Source organism: Shewanella dokdonensis (genome assembly GCF_018394335.1).
In the GTDB taxonomy this organism is placed as follows: Bacteria; Pseudomonadota; Gammaproteobacteria; order Enterobacterales; family Shewanellaceae; genus Shewanella; species Shewanella dokdonensis.
In genome coordinates, this window is the sequence record NZ_CP074572.1 from 456,669 (window position 1) to 477,381 (window position 20,713).

The window sequence follows — 20,713 nt, forward strand, 5'->3', positions numbered from 1 at the left end:
CTTATATTGGTTTTATGCTGGTTTCACTGATTTAGCGCAATAACGCTGGCAATATATAATTCCCCTCCGCAATATGGGAAAATCGCCAAGTCCGTTAACTTAGCAGGTTTGCAATGTCACTGATCCTCGCCTTGACGCAACAGATGTGTCTGTATTTGGTAATTGTCTACCTCACCAGCAAGACGCCGTTGTTTAAGTTATTTACTGAAAACTCTACGCGTTTACCTCATAAGATATTTATCTATCTAGTTTTTTCAGCTTTCTGCGTCATGGCCACTTACTTCGGCGAACAAACCCACGGCGCTATTGCCAACACTCGCGCAATGGGAGCGGTGCTGGGCGGGCTGTTAGGTGGCCCCGCCACCGGATTTTTGGTAGGACTCACAGGAGGGCTGCATCGCTATACGCTTGGTGGCTTTACCGATATTGCCTGTGCGGTGTCAACCACCATGGAAGGCCTGAGCGCGGGCATGATCAACTTGTATCTGCGGCGACATGGGAAAAGCGAACTGGTATTTAATCCCATGTTGGTGGGCTTAGTGACCTTTTATGCCGAAATGATGCAGATGTGTATTATTCTGATGATTGCCAATCCTTTTGAAGAAGCCTTGGATCTGGTACGGCAGATTGCGCCGCCAATGTTGATTGTCAACTCGCTGGGCGCGGCATCATTTATGAGTATGGTGCGAGACCAAAAGACAATGTTCGACAAGCTGTCATCCACTTTTTCCACTAAAGCGTTAAAAATTGCCGAACGCAGTGTGGGCTTGCTGAGTAAAGGGTTCAATGAAACAACCAGCACCCAAGTAGCACAGATTGTCATCGAAGAAACCAATGTTGGTGCCGTAGCCATCACCGACCGGGAAAAACTCATGGCCTTTATCGGTATCGGTGCCGATCATCATTTGCCCGGCACGCCGATATCGTCACAAATCACCATGGATGCGATTCATCAAAACAAAGTGATGTTTGCTGACGGAGTGGAGTTCCCCTACTCCTGTTCTATCTCCCCGAATTGTAAGTTGGGTTCAAGTTTGGTGATCCCACTACGCAGCGACAATGAGGTTATTGGCACCATCAAGTTGTACGAGCAAAAAAACAAACTGTTTCTCAACATCAACCGTACGTTGGGAGAAGGGATCGCCCGCTTGTTGTCGAACCAGATCCTCTATGGCCGTTTTGAACAACAGCAGAACCTGCTGACCCAGGCGGAACTCAAGCTGCTGCAAGCACAAGTAAATCCGCACTTTCTATTCAATGCACTGAATACCATCAGTGCCATAATTCGGCGTAACCCTGATAAAGCCCGGCAGTTATTGCAGCAACTCAGTCAATTTTTGCGGATCAACCTCAAACGAACCACCGGCATGGTCAGCCTGGGCGATGAGCTGGAACATATCGAATCTTACCTGACTATCGAAAAAGCGCGCTTTATCGACAAGCTCAATGTCAGCATCGATATTCCGCAAGCACTGTATTCCGTGCAGGTTCCAGCTTTTACCTTACAGCCAATTATTGAAAACGCCGTAAAACATGGCACTTCGCACATGATGGAAACCGGAATTATTGAGGTCAAGGCGATACAACAAGAACAAGATCTTATACTGGAAGTTACTGACAATGCGGGCTTATACCAACCCAGAACAGATTCTGATGGCTTAGGAATGAATCTAGTGCACAAACGTATCCAAAACCTATACGGTGAGGAATACGGGGTAACCGTTGAATATGAACCCGAAGTATTTACCAAAGTTAAAATCCGTTTACCTAACAAGGTTTGAACATGATTAGCTGCTTGATTGTGGATGATGAGCCCTATGCCAGACAAGAACTGGCTGATTTGCTACTTCAGGCTGGCGATCTGGAAATCGTCGGCCAATGCAGCAATGCCCTAGAGGCGATGCAGGCTATCAGCAAGCATAAGCCAGATCTGTTGTTTCTGGATATTCAGATGCCGCGGATAAGCGGTATGGAACTGATCGCCATGCTGAACCCAGAAGAGATGCCGCGAGTGGTGTTTGTGACCGCCTACGATGAGTTTGCTGTGCGTGCCTTTGATAATCATGCTTTTGATTACCTGCTTAAGCCGCTCGACGAAAAACGCCTCAAGCAGACGCTGGAAAAAGTGCGGCGGGATTTACGCCCTAGAGCACTGGATGTGCTGTTACCACAATATCTGGAACATCTGCCCTGTTTCAGCGCAAACCGCCTAAAAATTATCGCGGTCAAGGATGTTGAATACGTGTTCAGTGACCTTGGCGGTATCCACGTAGCCACAGCAAAGGAGAAAGTACATACCGAACTCACACTGAAAGTGCTGGAAGAGAAAACTCCGCTGTTACGCTGTCATCGGCAGTATCTGGTTGCGCCATCAGCAATTGCTGAGATAGAAGTATTAGAAGCTGGCGCCGAAGTGACCACGCACAGTGGTGCCAAAGTCCCAGTTTCTAGGCGTTTCCTTAAACCATTGAAACAAGCATTTGGTTTCCAGTAACGGCGTAACCTCGGTATGTATCCCTAAACCCCTGACACGGATTTTCAACCGCTAAGTTGGATTATCTGACCGTTAAGCTACCACCCAAACCGCTCATCTGTATCAGTAACCGCTCAACCATCGCTTTTGACCGCTGACTCAAACTCAACTTGGCGTTGTTACGCAATTGTTTACACTTGCTACGATTCTAATTGGGGGAGACAAACCTATGTTGTGGTTCCTACTGTGCGTCGGTCTGCTGATCGGCGGCTACTTTATATACGGTACCTTCGTGGAGAAGGTATTTGGCATTAACAAACAGCGCCAAACCCCGGCTTATGCCCAAAATGACGGTGTTGATTATGTCCCAATGTCAAAAGGCAAAGTTTACCTGATCCAGCTGCTTAACATCGCTGGTGTGGGTCCAATCTTTGGTCCTATCTTGGGGGCACTATACGGCCCAGCGGCTATGTTGTGGATTGTTATCGGCTGTATTTTCGCAGGTGCGGTACACGACTACTTCTCCGGTATGTTGTCTGTCCGTAACAACGGCCAGTCTGTACCCAACTTGGCGGGCAAATATCTCGGTAAAAACGCCAAAAACTTCATGAACATTTTCGCACTGGTACTGTTGCTGCTGGTAGGCGTTGTGTTCATCTCTGCTCCTGCTGGCCTGTTAGGTAAACTGACTGGCTGGAGCGTCAGCATGTTCGTTGGCGTCATTTTCGTGTACTACCTGATCGCCACCATCGTCCCGATTGACAAGATCATTGGTCGCCTGTATCCCTTCTTTGGTGCCCTACTGATGTTCATGTCCGTAGGTCTGACAATTGCGATTATTGTCTCTGACCAGCACACACTGCTAGCCGGTTTCGGTCCTGGCGACTTCCTGCAAAACCTGAACCCGAAAGACGCGCCACTGTGGCCGGCACTGTTCATCACCATCGCTTGTGGTGCGGTATCTGGTTTCCACGCAACTCAGTCACCACTGATGGCACGCTGTGTTGAAAACGAATCCAACGGCCGTTTTGTGTTCTACGGTGCCATGATTGGTGAAGGTATTATTGCGTTGATTTGGTGTGCTATCGCCCTGTCATTCTTTGATGGCGTTCAGGGGCTGAGCGATGCCATGGCAGGCAACCCTGCCAACGTTGTGTATGGTGCATCTACCGGGCTGTTGGGCGCTGTTGGTGGTTTCCTGGCGGTACTGGGCGTTATTATTCTGCCTATCACCTCTGGTGACACAGCATTCCGCGCAGCACGTCTGATCCTGGCCGAATACTTCGGTATGCCACAGACCAAGATCTCCAAACGTCTAGTACTGGCTATCCCACTGTTCATATTGGGTGCCATTCTGACTCAGGTCGACTTTGGGGTTATCTGGCGCTACTTCGGTGTGGCTAACCAAGCTACCGCCGTGATGATGTTATGGACAGCCTCAGCGTATCTGCTCCGTCACAACAAACTGCACTGGATCTGTACCATTCCAGCCATGTTCATGACCGACGTAGTGATCAGTTTCCTGCTGAACTCCAACACCCTAGGCGCTGGGCTGCCAATGACAGTTTCCACCATTGCCGGGACTATCATGACAGTGTTAATCACCGGACTGGTGATCTACATTGGTAAAGGCAAGGCGCAGGAACTGGCGGCAACTGAAGCCGAAGAAGTTTAATAATAAATAAAAACGCAACATGAAAACCAAAACCAGTCTTTCGGGACTGGTTTTTTATTTACTAGAAGAGCAATCAAATAGCGCCTGGCTGCAAATGTTTAGCAAACGGGAAAGCCGCTTTCAAACGCTGAATTTCGGTTGCATCAGTAATTCGCAATAGCCACTGCCCTAGCTCCCAATTGCTCAACAAATCACTGTCGGCCAGCGGACTATAAACCCGAGTCGCATCGCGTCGCAGCAACTCCAGTTGTGCAGGCGCTACCATCTCATCCATGACCACCATATCCACCCGTTGCAACCAAGGGATCACTGCGATGGGTAATAGCTGCGGTGCTACATCTTGTTGTAATAATAGCAATTCGCCAGCACTTTCTGCGTCAGTAAAACACTGCTGATAACGGGTGCGGGTGAGGCCATCAAAACGTTCGCCATTCGTCTGCAGAAAACGCTCCCAGAAACGTCGACGCTGGTGGGCATTGGGTAATTGTTGCTGCACCTCTGCGCGTTTATCGGCAATAAAATCCATCAATGGTGCTAATGATGAGGGGAGCAAGGCTTCAAGCTTGCCACGAATATCTTTCGCAAACACTGGCGCCGCACCATTGGTACTTATGGCTACCACCAGTTGGCCGCGATCCACCAATGATGGGGTGATAAAATCACAATTGTCGGGGTCATCAACCACATTGACCATCGCCCCTTCCGCTCGAGCTAATTCGGCCAACTGCTGATTTAACTGTCGGTCGGCTGTGGCGATATAGACGAGATCGGCTTCTTGCAAATCGGCAGCTGTAACGGTTCGACAAGATAGCATAATGCGGCCACGGTCAGCATAAGCTGTAATGGCATCGCACACTTGCGGGGCAATCACGTGAATCTCGGCTTCAGAACGCGCGAGTAGATCCAATTTTCGACTAGCGACTTCGCCGGCACCCACCAGCAATACAGATAGATTCGAAGTATCGACAAATAGCGGGAAATATCGCATCAGTCCGGTTCCAAAGCTGACAAGAAATTGTCTGTCGGCACAACACCAACAGCGGTTACCGGATAGCAATATTCAGGTCAGTTATGACACTCGCTACGCTCGGCACTGCAATTCCAACACAGTTCGAAACTGGCGTCATTAAATTCGTGACATTGCAAACACTGCCATTGCGGCAGATCGGCATTCAGCGTTGCTAACTGTGACTGTGCCTGTTCCTGTTGTGACTCAGGGATCCACAGTTCAACCGTTTGCATATCAACCGGCAACTCACCAACGCCGCCCATTAATGCTTCACCACGTAACTCCACGGTTATACCGCAGGCTTCCAGCATACCTTTCCATGTATGCGCCTGAAGCAAATTTCCACCAGCAACCAGTATTTTACGTTCTTCCATGTGACTTCCTACCACTGCACTCTACCCACCAGGTAAAGAAAAATCAGGAATAAATCGGATGGACAAAAAATAAACTGTTTAATTTTTGTCAAGCGCCATGCTACTGCCTAGCAAAGCTGCTGTCGAGTTGTCTCAAGTAAAATTTTACTTTTTATCAACATTTGATTGTTAGTCACGGCAAATAATCGAACTCTATGCAATAAAAAAGCCACTCGAAAGTGGCTTTTTTAGCGATAAACCAGGGTTAAGGCATGATAGAAGGCTGATCAGCACCTTCTTTCTCAACCTGTACTGGCATCATATGTTCGCGGCAGATGCCCAACTTGATGGCCAAGAAACTCGCAACGTAGATTGAAGAGTATGTACCTACGGTAATCCCCATCAACAATGAAGTCGCAAAGCCATGGATCAAGGTACCGCCCTTAAGGAACAAGGCAATGACCGTGATGATGGTGGTACCAGTAGTAATAATGGTACGGCTCATCGTCTGGGTGATAGAGGTATTTACCACTTCCGTTGGGGTTGCTTTACGCATCTTCAGGAAGTTTTCACGGATACGGTCAAACACCACAATGGTATCGTTCAACGAGTAACCCACCACGGTCAACACCCCGGCCAGTACGGTCAAATCAAATTCCAATTGCAGGAAGGAGAATAATCCCAAGGTCACCGTTACGTCGTGTGCCAAGGCGGCAACAGCCCCTAATGACAGACGCCATTCGAAACGGAATGATACATATAGCAAGATACAGATAAGCGCGACTAATACCGCCAAAGAGCCTTGTTCAGCCAACTCCTTACCGACCTGTGGGCCAACAAACTCAACACTTTTCTGTTCCACTGCTGGATCCTGAGCCTTGGCTGCGCTCAGCACCAGTTTTACCTGATCATCACTTTTCACGCCTTCTTTGGTCTGTAAACGCACCACCACATCGCGGCTAGAACCAAAGTTCTGCACTACCGCGCCAGCGATGATTTCGTTATCCAGAGTATCACGCAGTGAGCTCAGATCTGCGGGTTTACTGAAAGTCAGCTGAATCGAGGTACCGCCGGTAAAATCCAGCCCCCAGTTGATGCCTTTAGTCGCCAAACACACCAGTGACAGCACCACTAAAATCAACGACATGATACTGATAGGTAGTGCATGACGGAGAAAGTTGACTGAGCCTTTAAAAGATAAAATCTGCAACATGTCCACGTTCTCCTATATAGACAACTTTTTCAAACGCTTGCCGCCCCATAGTGCATTAACAATCGCACGGGTACCCACAATTGCAGTAAACATGGAAGTAGCGATACCTATCATCAGTGTTACCGCAAAGCCTTTGATGGCACCGGTACCCACAGCAAACAGGATCAAAGCGGTGATAAAGGTGGTGATGTTAGCATCCGCGATAGTAGAAAACGCGTTACCGTAACCTTCATGAATCGCCTGTTGGATAGGACGCCCTGCCCGCAACTCTTCACGAATACGTTCGTTAATCAGCACGTTGCCGTCTACCGCCATACCGACTGTCAACACCATACCGGCAATACCAGGTAATGTCAGCACAGCACCAGGGATCATGGACATCACGCCAACCACCATCACCAAGTTAGCAGTCAACGCCAGGTTGGCGATGACACCAAAGGCGCGGTAGTAAATCATCATGAACAACAGCACAACGGCCATGCCCCAGATCATTGCTTGCAGACCATTCTGAATGTTCTCAGCACCAAGACTTGGACCAATAGTACGTTCTTCCACGATGGACACAGGGGCAATCAAGGCACCAGCACGCAACAACAGCGCCAGATTTTGCGCTTCGCCGTGTGTCAGCCCGGTGATCACAAAGTTACGTCCCAGACGCGCCTGAATAGTGGCGACGGAAATCACTTCTTCAACTTTATTCATTTTGACTGAGCCGTCAGGATTGCGCTCACCGCTGTCCTTGTACTCAATAAATAATGTTGCCATCGGTTTGCCGATGTTGTCTTTAGTCACATCAGAGAAAATACTGCCGCCTTTGGCGTCCAGATTGATACTGACCTGAGGCCGACTGTACTGGTCAAATGAAGGCTGCGCACCAGTGATATGATCACCTGTCAGCATCACATCTTTATGCAGTACCACCTCACCGCCTTCACGGCGTTTGTAAACTTCAGAACCCGCAGGAATACGTCCGGCCTTAGCTGCCGCCAAATCGGTTTTCTGATCCACCATGTGGAATTCAATAGAGGCGGTCGCACCGAGAATTTCTTTGGCTCGCGCAGTATCCTGTACGCCCGGTAACTCAACAATAATACGCTCGGCACCTTGACGTTGCACCACAGGCTCGGCCACCCCCAACTCGTTAACACGGTTACGGATAGTGGTGATGTTCTGGGTCAGTGCATCTTCTTTAATCTGGCGTAAATACTGTTCACTCATTGACGCTAACAACACAAAGTTGTCGCCGTTACTGGTATCAGTAAACACCATTTCATTGTTGGAATGGGTTTTCAGGTATTGCTCCGCTTTTGCCAAGGTATCGGCATCACGGAAACGCACTTCAATGCCTTTAGGTGTCGCTTTGGCACCGGCGTAGCGAATGCTCTGCTCACGCAATTGGCTCCGGAAATCCGCCACTTTAGCGTCTTCCATCTTGCGAATAGCTTCGCTCATATCCACTTCCATCAGGAAGTGCACACCGCCACGCAAGTCAAGACCGAGTTTCATCGGATTAGCACCGAGTTTCTCCAGCCATGCCGGAGTCGCAGGTGCCAAATTGAGGGCTACCGAAAAGTTTTCCCCCAGCGTAGAAGCAATAGCTTCCTTCGCCAGCAGTTGATCCTCAGCATTATTAACCCGCACCAGCAACTGGCCGTTTTCCAGTTCTGAGCGCTTGATTTTTATGCCTTTACTGGCCAACAGTTGTTCAACTTGAGATTCAGTGGCTGGAGTCACAGCAGCGCCGCGAGTTCCCACCACCTGCACCGCATGATCCTCACCGAAGAGGTTAGGTACAGCATAGAAAGCACCTACGGCGATAATAATAATCACCAGTAGGTTCTTCCACATAGGATACTTATTTAACACGCCTCAGCTCCCTTGGCTTACAGCGACTGCATAGAGCCTTTAGGCAATACCGCCGCAATATAGTCTTTTTTAATGGTGATTTGAGTGTCGTCGTTAAGACTGAGCAGCACGTAATCATTGTCATCGGCAATTTTGGCTATCTTGCCGACTAAACCGCCACTGGTCAGCACTTCATCACCTTTACCCAGAGAGGACATCAGGTTTTTGTGCTCTTTCACACGCTTGGACTGCGGACGGAAAATCATGAAGTAGAAGATAAGTGCAAAAATCGCCAGCATAAACACCAGTTCCATGGTGCCGCCAGACTGGGGTGCACCATTAGCTGCACTCGCATAAGCATTTGAAATAAACATAGTTTTCTCTTCTTATTAACAGTAGGTTCAATCAATCGGATCAGGCACTTCTCGCCCTTGACGGCTATAGAAATCCTTTACAAAGGCGTCTAATGTACCTGTCTCGATAGCGCCACGCAAACCTTCCATCAATCTTTGATAATAACGCAGATTATGGATGGTATTGAGACGGGCACCGAGCATCTCATTACAACGGTCAAGATGGTGCAAATAAGCCCGAGAGTAATGCTTGCATGTATAACAATCGCACTCAGGATCCAATGGTGATGTGTCATCCCTGTGACGCGCATTACGAATTTTTATCACGCCATCGCTGGTGAACAGATGTCCGTTGCGTGCATTACGGGTTGGCATCACACAGTCAAACATATCCACACCGCGGCGCACACCTTCCACTAAATCTTCCGGTTTACCTACGCCCATCAGATAACGGGGTTTATCAGCCGGGATCTGCGGACAGATATGTTCCAAGATACGATGCATGTCCGCTTTAGGCTCGCCAACCGCGAGGCCACCGATGGCATAACCATCAAAGCCGATGTCCACCAGCCCGGTTAAACTCTCATCACGCAGGGTTTCGTAGATGCTGCCCTGAATAATCCCAAACAGTGAGTTGGGGTTTTCTAAACGATCAAATTCTTCGCGGGAACGCTTGGCCCAGCGCAGCGACATCTCCATTGACTTACGCGCTTCATCCGGTGTTGCCGGATAAGGCGTACATTCATCAAAGATCATCACGATATCAGACCCGAGCGCATGCTGGATCTGCATCGATTTTTCGGGATCGAGGAAGATTTTTTCGCCATTGATGGGAGAGCGGAAATGCACGCCTTCTTCGGTAATTTTACGGATATCACCGAGACTGAATACTTGAAAGCCACCAGAATCCGTCAGGATTGGCCGCGGCCAGTTCATAAAATCGTGCAGGTCACCATGCTTGCGCATGATCTCTTCACCAGGACGCAGCCACAAATGAAAGGTATTGCCCAGCAGGATGTCCGCGCCAGTTGCCCGCACTTCTTCCGGGGTCATGCCCTTGACCGTGCCATAAGTACCAACGGGCATAAACGCTGGCGTTTCTACGGTGCCACGTGCAAATATCAAACGACCGCGACGCGCGCGGCCGTCAGTGGTATCCAGTTCAAATTTCATTGATTACCTCGTCAGAGAAACAGTCCGACTTGCTTCGGCCAAAGGCCCTAAATAAAGAAGGCAAGCGGTAACGCTATGCGTCCCCTTGCCCATAACACCTGCTACGGTTGGTGCAGCAGTATAGCGTAAGCACAGTGCTTAGTTTACTTTTTGGTCACAAACATGGCATCACCGTAGCTGAAGAAACGGTATTTCTGCGCGACTGCGTGATGGTAAGCCGGCATCACATGTTCAAAGCCAGCAAAAGCGCTGACCAGCATGATCAGCGTCGACTCCGGCAGATGAAAATTGGTGACCATGGCATCCACCACTTTAAAATCAAATCCTGGGTAGATGAAGATATCGGTATCACCACAAAATGGCTGAATTTCGCCACCGTTAAACTTGGCAGCGCTTTCCAATGACCGAACCGAGGTAGTGCCCACGGCAATCACCCGCTTACCGGCGGCTTTAGTGGCGCGGATAGCATCAACCACATCGGCAGGCACATTGGCCCATTCAGAATGCATATGATGTTTTTGCACATCATCAACCCGTACCGGTTGGAAAGTACCGGCACCTACATGTAGCGTCACAAAGGCTTGTTTGACCCCTTTGTCCTTGAGTTTTTGCAGCAACGCCTGGTCAAAGTGCAATCCTGCGGTAGGTGCGGCTACCGCGCCGGGATTTTTACTGTAAACCGTCTGATAGCGTTCTTTATCGGCATCTTCATCCGGCCGGTCAATATAAGGCGGTAATGGCATGTGTCCAACCGCTTCCAGCATTGACAGAATGGTACCCTCCCCTGTAACTGCAACTCAAACAGCGCATCATGGCGAGCCAGCATTTTCAACCAATAGCCACCATCCAGCTCGATTTCGCTACCGGGTTTGGGGGATTTGGAACTGCGCACATGCGCTAACATGCGCTTATCATCTAACATGCGTTCCAGAAGGATTTCCAGTTTGCCACCACTGGCTTTATGGCCAAATACCCGGGCGGGAACCACCCGAGTATTGTTGAAAACCATCAGATCGCCTTCTTCGACTAAATCAAGAATATCAGTAAAATGAAGGTCATCGAGCGCACCGGTATTACCTTCCAGATGCAACAATCTGGAAGCACTGCGTTCAGGCATAGGAAACTTGGCGATCAACTCTTCGGGAAGATCGAAAGCGAAATCTGCAACTCGCATTGAGGAGCCTCTGCATAGCGAAAATCGGCCGCTAGTCTAGGGGCTGGTCGGGACAAGATCAAGAACCCTTGGATTCCGACTCCGGTATTTCCTCTTGCTTGTGTTCATCCATCATTGGCGGGCTGGACAAGATCTGCTCAAACGGAATGTCTACTTGTACCCGTTTGCGTTGAGGTTGGGGGTCTTTACCGATAAATTTGCCGATCCAGTTCCACATCATCCTTGATCCTTAAAACCAACAGCATTGAAAAATCAAACGCACACCGTACTATATGCGCGCACCAGCATCTGTGATGCTTTTCATACTCTGGTGCGACATAATAGCCCGATGATAAAAACACGCAAGTACAAATTATGAACTTTCTGGCCCATCTGCATCTGGCCGATATTAGCGGAACCTCTCTTGCTGGCAACCTCGCGGGCGACTTCGCCAAAGGCAATATCACAGACCATCCATTCCACCTGCAACAAGGGATCTGGCTGCATCGCCAAATTGATCGCATCACCGATGAACATGAGCTGACCCGCGACTTGCGCCGCCAGTTTCCCAAAGCACTGCAACGGGTAGCACCAGTGCTGATGGATTTAGCGTTTGACCACATGCTGGCACGCTACTGGGAGGAATATCATCAGCAAACGTTAGCCGTATTTTGCGCCCAGGCTTACCAACAATTGGAGCAAACCACCGAGTTACCAGAGCGCCTGCAACGCCTGCTCCCTATGATGAAACAAGACAACTGGTTATGCGCTTACGCGGGACGCGCTGGGCTGGAAGCCGCCTTGCAAGGTGTTAGCCGACGCATATCCCAACCCCAGTTGTTTCAGGGAGCCGCTGTGGCACTCAAAAGCTCGATGTTGAAGTCGAGATCGCCTTTCGCACTTTATATCCACAATTGATGGCTTACAGCCGGATGCTGGCACGCAAAACACCAGAACAATACCTGCCGCGCGGCTGAGTTTTTGATAGAATGCCGTCCGCTCAAGGAGGCTTTATGCAGAAATTTCATTACCAACCACCGACAATACCTTGGCTGGATATTCGTTATCGCGATCGTGACATTATTGTCATCAATAAACCGGTCGGCTTGCTTTCCAATCCGGGAATGGCCGCAGAAACCCACGATTGCGCCCTCACCCGCCTGCAACAGTTATATCCAGAGACATTACTGGTGCATCGCCTCGATTGCGCTACGTCGGGGATCATGGTGTTTGCGCGCAGCAAAAAAGCCGAATCCAATCTAAAAACTCAGTTTCAAGAACGCCGTAACGATAAGCTTTATATTGCCGAAGTTTGGGGGATTGTCGCACAGGATGAAGGCACAGTGGACTTGCCATTAGCGGCAGATAAACAACACCCACCGCTGCAAAAAGTAGATGATGCAGGACGTAAAGCAATCACTCACTACCGTGTGCTAGAGCGCCGAGACAACGCCACGTTAGTCGCACTACAGCCAGCAACAGGGCGAACACACCAACTCCGAGTTCATATGCTAGCGTTGGGGCATCCCATTCTGGGAGATGATTTTTACGGTGATGCACAAGTACAACAAGCGCGGCCACGCCTGTGCCTCCATGCCGCCAGTTTGCTATTCAATCACCCCTGGTCAGGCAAAGAGATGCACTTTGTCAGCATGGCCGGTTTTTAAACTGGCCGCAAAGTCTTAAGCACTAAGTTTTTCAGCCAGATAACGCCCGCCGTTATCGCTGCAAAACGCCAAGATATTCGCGTCTTGCAACAGCAGGTATTCACCAAACAGATTGCCTTCAGCTTCTTCCAAGCGCAGGCCTTCGGCAGTATCTGTGACAGCCATTTCATCTAAACTATGGCAGCCATCGCTGAACCAAGTTTCCATGAACCATTTGCCGTTGTCGCGAAACAGCTGTATTTCATCATTCACTTGCTGCCGAGGATCTCGCCAACACCCCACAAACTGGCGTTCATGGTGATGACCTTGTTGCAATCTGCGACGTTTTTCCAACGCAGAAAGACCGGAAAGTTTACTCAGTCCCTGCAATTGCAACGGTACTTTATTCTGGATATCCAGCAGTAAACCCATAATACTTTTGCCCCCAAATGCAAAAAGTAATAAAAACGTAAAAATATGATCAAAACAGTTACAAACCAAACAGTTAGTCATAACTTGCTGATGCGTGCGCAGTGTAACTTATTGCGCCAGTAAAAGCGCGATAAAGATCACATCAAGTGGCTTATTTCAGCACTTGGTGAAGTGGTTCACAGCTTTTAGGAAGATAAGACAAAGGCAACCATTTGGGTTGCCTTTATGAGTCAAATAGAAAGGATTACCGAGTCTGCTGTGCCCGCTCGGCGCCGATACAGGCCGCCGCGGTAAACACCACGTCAGTTGAGGAATTCAGCGCTGTTTCAGCCGAATCTTGCACCACACCAATAATCATACCTACCGCGACCACCTGCATGGCAGTGTTGTTATCTATGCCAAACAAGCTGCATGCCAGAGGGATCAATAATAACGAGCCGCCAGCGACGCCAGAAGCACCACACGCAGAAATTGCGGCAATGACGCTCAACAACAGCGCGGTGGGCATATCAACCGGAATTCCCAAAGTAGTTACCGCTGCTAATGTCAGTACGGTGATGGTAATCGCCGCGCCGCCCATATTAACCGTAGCGCCCAAAGGGATAGACACCGAATAGGTGTCTTCATGCAATTGCAACTTTTCGCAAAGCGCCATATTGACGGGAATATTGGCGGCGCTGGAACGCGTGAAAAACGCCGTCACACCACTTTCCCGCAAACAGGTCAAAACCAAAGGATAAGGGTTGCGGCGGATTTTGTAATATACCAACAACGGGTTGATCACTAAGGCAATAAACAGCATGGCACCCAGCAAGACGGCTAACAAATGAGCGTAGCTGGCAAGCACGCCAAAACCGGTTTCAGCCACCGCAACAGCCACCAGCCCAAACACCCCCAAGGGCGCCAGACGAATGACAAAACGCACCATCTGCGAAATGCCATGAGCAATGTCCCCAAATACCTGTTTGCTAGCATCACTACCGTGGCGCAGCGTCAAGCCAAGTCCAATCGCCCACACCAAAATACCGATATAATTCCCTGACATCAGCGCATTGACCGGATTATCAATCAAGCGGAACAACAGCGTATGCATGACTTCAACAATATCCTGTGGCGGTGTCAGTTGCTGTTGTGACAGTTGTAATTCAAGCGTCGAGGGAAAGAGAAAACTGGCAACAACTGCGGTCAGTGCGGCGGCAAAGGTCCCAACAAGATAGAGGATCACCACAGGCCGCATATTCGTTTGGGTATTTTTCTTTTGATTAGCAAGCGAGGCCGCAACCAGGACAAACACGAGAATGGGTGCGATGGCTTTCAACGCCCCAACAAACAATTCACCAAGAAACGCGATATTTTTGGCCCACTGAGGAGCCATAACGGCGAGCACAATGCCCGCGACAATGCCGATAAAAATCTGCAGCACCAAACTAGTGCGCAACAATCGCTTAAAAACAGAGGAGGATGGGTTCATTCGTTAACCTGTCGTTATTATTCATGATGGCAAGTGCCATTGCAGCTACGTTTTTAACGGAGATATAGCGGCTTGTCTAGCCGCCACCGAGGAAAAACGTAAAATCATGGTCAATAACGGCAAGTTACTTTTCTGTCAGCGACTTGGCGCCACGTAGCATGGCTTCAACCAGTTCACGGGCATCAAACTTTGTCAGGGCTTCATTAGCGCCTACTTGATGCGCCTGACTGACGCTGATTTCGCTCGAAAGTGAAGTGTGCAAAATAATATAGGCGTGACGTAACAGCGGATTATCACGCACCTCAAATGCCAGTTCGTAACCATCAAGCCCCGGCATTTCAATGTCACTCACCAGAATATCTATCGGTTTTTGTTCCGCAGCACACTGCTCCATAATCGACAAGGCTTCCTTGCCGTTGGAAGTGACATCATAGGGGATATTGAGATCATCTAAAGCATCGCATAGCTGTTTACGGGCCACTTTCGAGTCATCAACCAACAAAATGCGCAACGGCCGCAGCAGCTCACGTTGAATATCGGTCACCCCAGCAAGATTCTGTGCTGCCAGTGGGAAAATTTTGGATAATAACAGTTCCAAATCCAGCAGTTGGATCAACTGGTTATCGTAACGAGTCACCCCGGTAAGAAACGCATTTTTACCAAGATTGGATGGCGGCGATTCGATATCGCGCCAATTACACTCCACAATTTTTTCAATGCCGCGCACCAAAAATCCTATCACCATCCGCTGGCAGTCCGTGATGATGATATAAGACGATGCCATTTCATTCTGGCTAATAGGTGCATAACCAACGGCGGCTGCCATATCCACCACCGGAATGGTGTGTCCGCGAATAGCCGCGGCGCCGACAACGCAGGGATGCGCGTTAGGTAGTTGACTCAGTGGTTGGAATGGCACCAACTCACGAATTTTCAAGGTTCCCATGGCAAATAACTGACGCTGCGACAAACGAAATAGCAGCAGCCCTTGCGACTGGTTGGCCTTGTTTTTCATGAATACTCCGAAAATAAAAAACGATAATTATCGCGCTTTAGCATAACACAGCTGTTATGAGGTAGAGTCACTGCGGTAGGATCCAGTGCACAAGTTTTAGCCTTGTAGTCGATAAAGCACATCAAAAACAAACTGATCCCAGCCATCATCAGCAAAAGCATCTTCATATAATGACCGAACTTGTGCCACCGCATGCACTGGGGCCGCACCATCGCTCATCAACAATTCCGCCATCATGATCCCCAGCAGTCCGGCATCAGCCGCCGTCAGCAACAGCTTATGTCCTAATTGCAACTGCTGCGCCACAAAACTATGAGCCTGCGGTAATAACTGCGCTAAGGTTTGCAGTAATTGCTCATCTGGCGTCAAGCACTCAGGTAATGGCAATTGTAGTTCAGCCACCGCAGCATTCACGGTGGCAGTTGGCTGCAACTGCAATAATGCAAGCAACTGATGTGCTTGCATTAATTGCGGTAACGCAAGCTGCGGCGTCATTGTTAACGCGGCGACATTATCATTTAACCAGATCAGTTCCACTTTTCTTACCACAACACCTCGGGAATATCGGCAATGACAATACCGCAATGTTTATTCGTGATTGGTGATATTCAGCAAAAATTTACGCTTCTGCCTGCTCTAACGCCAGCAATTGCTGCTTCATCGTCAGCCCCCAAGCATAGCCCGTCAGCGTACCATTTTTTCCTATCACCCGATGACAGGGGATCATAATCGCAATAGGATTGGCACCGTTCGCACTACCCACCGCTCTGGCCGCCTTGGGTTGTTGTAAACGGTTAGCTAATTCACCATAACTGCTGACATTACCGTAGGGAATTTGTAACAGCTGTTGCCAAACCCGCCGTTGAAACGCTGTACCGATTGGGGCTAACGGGATACTGAATTCACGCCGCTCCCCAGCAAAATACTGTTGCAGCTGCGCTACCGTTTGCAACAACCACTCGCGAGCCTGCGTGACTGACGCTGGGGTTGTTGCCTGAGAGACAGCCAAGCGCGCCGATACTGGCCTGAGATCAGTTAATCCGGCACTGCTTGCGGCCAACCACAAAGGGCCACAAGGCGAGTCCATGGTTAGCTCCGCCACTGGCAATAACGGCCTCGTGGTTGATATCAGATGGTGGCTCATATGCGACTCCGACGATTGTCACTATTAGGGTTATTGGTAGTATTATTGGCAGCCGCTTGCTGCCAGAGAGTTAACGTCAGATAACTGCCCCAAGGCGATGCGGTGGCCACAATCTGCTGCATTGTGGTTTTCATGTCTGCGGCGGCAGTTGCTGGCAACAACTGTAGTAATTGTTTTTTGACCACCAAATCACCGCTTAACAAAACATCAGGCGCTGAAAGCCCCCGCATTGCGGCATAAGCAACGGTCCACGGGCCGATGCCTTTAAGGGTTTGCCAGTCGTCTAATAACGCTTGGTCGGCGGTAGAAGGCTGAGTTACGGTTTGCAGATAATCGGCCAGGCGCTGTAATGTCTGCTGCCGACTTTGTGGCATTGGCAGTGCCGCACACACAGCGCCAGTCAACGCGGTCAGTGCTGGGAAAAACACACAGTCTCGGCCATTTATCTGCAATGTTTCGCCTGCTTGTTGCAACAGTTGCCGCAACAATTGGGTGGCTTGTGACAAACTGACCTGTTGCCCCAGTATGGCCCTTACACCCGCCTCTGCAACTGAGCCACAGCCTGGCAGCCGTAATCCTGGCTGTAATTGCAGTTGTGGCAACAAATGCAGTAATGCCGATAAGCCACGGTTAATCGCCGCAGGTTCGGCATCCAAGTCCAACACCTGTCTTAATTGCCGTAACCACATCGGCAACAAACTGAGCGCATCGTCTGCAACCAGCGCGACCTCTACCTTAAACCTATGTTGCTCAGGTTCATTCACAGCAAAAAACCAGCCTCGAAGCTGTTGCTGTAACTGTTTGACGACCAGTGTACGGCCATAACCTTGTTCATCATGTTGTTCAAACCATTCCATGCCCGCAACGGCGCGTTGCTGTAAAAACTGTCGCAACGACTGCCAAGCGTAGGGCGGCCGATAACTCAGATAAAGTGCGATGTTAGCTGGCGCTGACTCAACTGCCGGGCGATGCCGGATAGCGCTTGGCGTTAGCTGTAATCGCTGCTGAAAGACCTCATTGAAACGCCGTATGCTATTGAATCCTGAAGCCAATGCCACTTGGGTCACCGGCATATCGGTTTCATGCAATAACTGTTTAGCAAACAATAGGCGGCAATAGATAGCGTACTGCAAAGGCGAGGTGCCTAACGCATCAGCGAATAGTTTTCGCAGCCAGCGGCTACTGATCCCCAACCGCTGCGCCAGTAATTCAACGGCTTGTTGTGTGTCACCGTTGAGCGCGCCCTGCTCTATCAGACACATTGCTCGCTCTAAAGTGGTACGGGTACCACGCCAGGCACTGGAACCGGGCGCACTTTCAGGGCGGCAACGTAAACAGGGACGTAAACCCGAGGCCGCTGCCGCCGCAGCACTGGCAAAATATTGCACATTTTTCTCACTGGCGCTCACCGCGGGACATACTGGACGACAATAGATCCCTGTGCTCAGCACTCCCACAAAAAAACGCCCATCAAAACGGGGATCTCGACTAAGACGCGCTTGACGACAAATCGCCGTCGATAAACTGGAAATACTCATAGGTTACGCCTGCAGTCAGCCATTGCTCGCCAGAGTACCCAACTGTGATACAAGTGACTAGCGGAAAACGGCACTCAATTATCATTGGAACTCATCACGGTTATGACATCATCAGCCGATGCCGATTAACTCATAAATAGGGTATCCTATAGCGAGTAAACTCAATCAAGAAAACATCATGATCCAGAAGCTGTTCAATCTCTTTGAAGGCTGGACTAATCCGTTACCAGATATAGATCCGCCACAACCTCCGAAAGGACTACTGGCATTTTGCCGTCACTACACCCGCGGTTTTGAAAAACCACTCATCATCATGTCATTACTGACGGCATCGCTGGCGGTATTAGAAGTCTCACTGTTTGGCTTTATGGGGCAATTAGTCGACTGGTTAGTAACCAAAGACCCCGCTACCTTGCTGGAACAAGAAGGCGGTAAGTTACTGGGCATGACACTGATGGTGTTGGTGCTGATCCCGCTGCTAACGCTGGCTCATGCACTGATTGTATATCAGAGCCTGCTAGGTAATTATCCTATGTCGGTGCGCTGGCTAGCACACAAATACCTGCTTAAACAAAGTGTGGCTTTTTACCAAAATGATTTTGCCGGGCGAATTGCCACCAAGGTGATGCAAACATCCCTGGCGATCCGTGAAACCGTGATGAAACTGCTGGATGTACTGGTCTACATTCTGGTGTATTTCACTTCTATGGTGGTGATGATGGCACGCGCTGACTGGCGCTTGATGTTACCCATGATGATGTGGCTGGTATGTTACGTCTGTCTGCAATGGTATTTTGTGCCGCGCTTGAAACGCGTGGCCAGTGAACAGGCTGATGCCCGCTCCACCATGACCGGCCGGATCGTAGATAGCTACACCAATATCACCACGGTAAAACTCTTTGCCCATACCCATCAGGAAGCAGACTATGCCCGCAATAGCATGACAGGCTTTTTGCATACGGTTTATCAGCAGATGCGCCTAGTCACTGGCATCAATGTCAGTGTGCAGATACTGAACTATCTGCTGGCATTTGCCGTTGCCGCCCTGTCTATCTGGTTGTGGATGGGCAGCGCCATCACAGTAGGCGCCATTGCCATTGCCGTCAGTCTGGCGCTTCGGCTCAATGGCATGTCACAGTGGATCATGTGGGAAGTCAGCGCGCTGTTTGAAAACATAGGTACTGTCACGGACGGTATGCATACGCTATCGCAGCCCGCCAAGATTACCGATGCACCGGCAGCACAACCCATACAGGTTGCGAAAGGGGCTATCGACTTCAACCATGTCAATTTCCATTACGGCGAACAAAACGGGGTACTGAATAATCTGGATCTGCATATCAAACCCGGCGAAAAAATTGGTTTGGTCGGCCGTTCCGGTGCGGGTAAGTCAACGATGGTCAACCTGTTGATGCGTTTTTATGATGTCGAAGACGGTAGCATCTGTATTGATGGGCAGAATATCCGCGAGATCACACAGGATTCATTGCGCTCTAACATCGGGATGGTGACCCAGGATACTTCACTGCTGCACCGCTCCATTCGGGAAAATATTCTCTATGGTAGGCCCGATGCCACAGAAGTAGAAATGCTACAGGCCATTGAAAAAGCACAGGCAAAAGAATTTATTGCAACCCTGACAGATCCTAAAGGGAATAGTGGCCTGGACGCCCAAGTGGGAGAACGCGGCGTTAAGCTCTCTGGTGGGCAGCGCCAGCGTATTGCCATCGCGCGAGTGCTGTTAAAAGATGCACCAATCCTGATTTTGGATGAAGCTACTTCTGCACTGGACTCTGAAGTTGAAGCGGCTATCCAAGAAAGTCTCTATCAACTGATGGAAGGCAAAACCGTTATTGCCATCGCCCACCGGCTATCCACCATAGCCGCGATGGATCGGTTGATAGTGTTAGATCAAGGACGAGTGGTTGAACAGGGAACCCACCAGCAACTGCTGCAACACAACGGCATTTATGCACACTTGTGGGCTCATCAGACCGGGGATTCCTTGGCGTTGACTAGGTTCAACCATCAGAACGGTTAAGCCTTCAGACTTATCATGACCTATGTTGGCGCGATAGCGTCTGCGCCAACAAAAGAGCGCCCCAACAACCGCAAGGTCTGGGCGCGCTCCACTCACCACTCGCCAGAAAAGATAATATTGCAGTAGCCGCTAATATCGTTCGCCGCCAATGCCCCATAACACGCCACGAGTTGTCTGAA

The 20,713-nt window shown here is 49.6% G+C and carries 19 protein-coding genes and 1 pseudogene; 6 read left to right on the top strand and 14 right to left on the bottom strand.

Annotation, left to right across the window (positions count from 1 at the left end; all coding sequences use genetic code 11):
- Positions 1-113 precede the first annotated feature (113 nt).
- The 3 genes from KHX94_RS02130 (at position 114) to KHX94_RS02140 (ending at position 4,148) form a co-directional block, all read left to right on the top strand.
- The gene (locus KHX94_RS02130) at positions 114-1,781 is read left to right on the top strand and encodes a sensor histidine kinase (protein WP_213682194.1); all 1,668 of its coding nucleotides are present in this window, start codon (positions 114-116) and stop codon (positions 1,779-1,781) included.
- A gap of 2 nt (positions 1,782-1,783) precedes the next feature.
- Positions 1,784-2,494, top strand: coding sequence for a two-component system response regulator BtsR (gene btsR / locus KHX94_RS02135; RefSeq protein ID WP_213682195.1), 711 nt, complete (start codon positions 1,784-1,786; stop codon positions 2,492-2,494).
- Between the two features lie 208 nt (positions 2,495-2,702).
- Positions 2,703-4,148, top strand: a complete 1,446-nt coding sequence (locus KHX94_RS02140) for a carbon starvation CstA family protein (RefSeq protein WP_213682196.1) — start codon at positions 2,703-2,705, stop codon at positions 4,146-4,148.
- 73 nt (positions 4,149-4,221) lie between these two features.
- On the opposite strand, the gene KHX94_RS02145 is transcribed toward KHX94_RS02140, so the two are convergent.
- The 8 genes and pseudogenes from KHX94_RS02145 to KHX94_RS02180 all read right to left on the bottom strand — a co-directional run bounded on the left by KHX94_RS02145 (position 4,222) and on the right by KHX94_RS02180 (position 11,488).
- A complete protein-coding gene (locus tag KHX94_RS02145) occupies positions 4,222-5,136 on the bottom strand; it encodes a siroheme synthase (protein ID WP_213682197.1) in 915 nt (304 codons plus the stop codon).
- 77 nt (positions 5,137-5,213) lie between these two features.
- Positions 5,214-5,531 carry a putative signal transducing protein gene (locus KHX94_RS02150; protein WP_133038666.1) on the bottom strand — a complete coding sequence of 106 codons (318 nt, stop codon included), beginning with the start codon at positions 5,529-5,531 and terminating at the stop codon, positions 5,214-5,216.
- Positions 5,532-5,775: 244 nt separating this feature from the next.
- The gene (secF, locus tag KHX94_RS02155; RefSeq protein ID WP_213682198.1) at positions 5,776-6,723 is read right to left on the bottom strand and encodes a protein translocase subunit SecF; all 948 of its coding nucleotides are present in this window, start codon (positions 6,721-6,723) and stop codon (positions 5,776-5,778) included.
- A gap of 12 nt (positions 6,724-6,735) precedes the next feature.
- Complete coding sequence (gene secD / locus KHX94_RS02160; RefSeq protein WP_213682199.1) at positions 6,736-8,589, bottom strand: protein translocase subunit SecD; 1,854 nt, start codon at positions 8,587-8,589, stop codon at positions 6,736-6,738.
- A gap of 17 nt (positions 8,590-8,606) precedes the next feature.
- Complete coding sequence (gene yajC / locus KHX94_RS02165; protein ID WP_213682200.1) at positions 8,607-8,942, bottom strand: preprotein translocase subunit YajC; 336 nt, start codon at positions 8,940-8,942, stop codon at positions 8,607-8,609.
- Positions 8,943-8,969: 27 nt separating this feature from the next.
- Positions 8,970-10,094 carry a tRNA guanosine(34) transglycosylase Tgt gene (gene tgt, locus KHX94_RS02170; protein WP_213682201.1) on the bottom strand — a complete coding sequence of 375 codons (1,125 nt, stop codon included), beginning with the start codon at positions 10,092-10,094 and terminating at the stop codon, positions 8,970-8,972.
- A gap of 143 nt (positions 10,095-10,237) precedes the next feature.
- Positions 10,238-11,268, bottom strand: a pseudogene (queA, locus tag KHX94_RS02175) (tRNA preQ1(34) S-adenosylmethionine ribosyltransferase-isomerase QueA).
- Positions 11,269-11,326: 58 nt separating this feature from the next.
- Complete coding sequence (locus tag KHX94_RS02180; protein WP_213682202.1) at positions 11,327-11,488, bottom strand: hypothetical protein; 162 nt, start codon at positions 11,486-11,488, stop codon at positions 11,327-11,329.
- Positions 11,489-11,622: 134 nt separating this feature from the next.
- On the opposite strand from KHX94_RS02180, the gene KHX94_RS02185 reads away from it, so the two are divergent.
- Positions 11,623-12,165 (top strand): acyl carrier protein phosphodiesterase, encoded by a 543-nt coding sequence (locus KHX94_RS02185; protein WP_342345797.1) that lies wholly within the window; start codon positions 11,623-11,625, stop codon positions 12,163-12,165.
- Positions 12,166-12,260: 95 nt separating this feature from the next.
- Positions 12,261-12,914: an RluA family pseudouridine synthase gene (locus KHX94_RS02190; protein WP_213682203.1), complete on the top strand. Its 654-nt coding sequence runs from the start codon at positions 12,261-12,263 to the stop codon at positions 12,912-12,914.
- Between the two features lie 15 nt (positions 12,915-12,929).
- On the opposite strand, the gene KHX94_RS02195 is transcribed toward KHX94_RS02190, so the two are convergent.
- The 6 genes from KHX94_RS02195 to KHX94_RS02220 form a co-directional block, all read right to left on the bottom strand.
- The gene (locus KHX94_RS02195; RefSeq protein ID WP_213682204.1) at positions 12,930-13,325 is read right to left on the bottom strand and encodes a hypothetical protein; all 396 of its coding nucleotides are present in this window, start codon (positions 13,323-13,325) and stop codon (positions 12,930-12,932) included.
- Between the two features lie 244 nt (positions 13,326-13,569).
- Positions 13,570-14,796 (bottom strand): serine/threonine transporter SstT, encoded by a 1,227-nt coding sequence (gene sstT, locus KHX94_RS02200; RefSeq protein WP_213682205.1) that lies wholly within the window; start codon positions 14,794-14,796, stop codon positions 13,570-13,572.
- A 124-nt stretch (positions 14,797-14,920) separates the two neighbouring features.
- Entirely contained in the window at positions 14,921-15,811 is an 891-nt protein-coding gene (locus KHX94_RS02205; protein ID WP_213682206.1) for a chemotaxis protein CheV, read from the bottom strand.
- A gap of 96 nt (positions 15,812-15,907) precedes the next feature.
- Positions 15,908-16,348: a protein phosphatase gene (locus tag KHX94_RS02210; protein ID WP_213682207.1), complete on the bottom strand. Its 441-nt coding sequence runs from the start codon at positions 16,346-16,348 to the stop codon at positions 15,908-15,910.
- Positions 16,349-16,430: 82 nt separating this feature from the next.
- The gene (locus tag KHX94_RS02215; RefSeq protein WP_213682208.1) at positions 16,431-16,955 is read right to left on the bottom strand and encodes a methylated-DNA--[protein]-cysteine S-methyltransferase; all 525 of its coding nucleotides are present in this window, start codon (positions 16,953-16,955) and stop codon (positions 16,431-16,433) included.
- Positions 16,952-18,493, bottom strand: coding sequence for a DNA-3-methyladenine glycosylase 2 family protein (locus KHX94_RS02220; RefSeq protein ID WP_213682209.1), 1,542 nt, complete (start codon positions 18,491-18,493; stop codon positions 16,952-16,954). Before KHX94_RS02220 ends, KHX94_RS02215 begins: the two co-directional genes overlap by 4 nt.
- A gap of 190 nt (positions 18,494-18,683) precedes the next feature.
- Between KHX94_RS02220 and KHX94_RS02225 the strand changes: the two genes are divergently transcribed.
- A complete protein-coding gene (locus KHX94_RS02225; protein WP_213683299.1) occupies positions 18,684-20,534 on the top strand; it encodes an ABC transporter ATP-binding protein in 1,851 nt (616 codons plus the stop codon).
- The last annotated feature ends 179 nt before the right edge of the window (positions 20,535-20,713 follow it).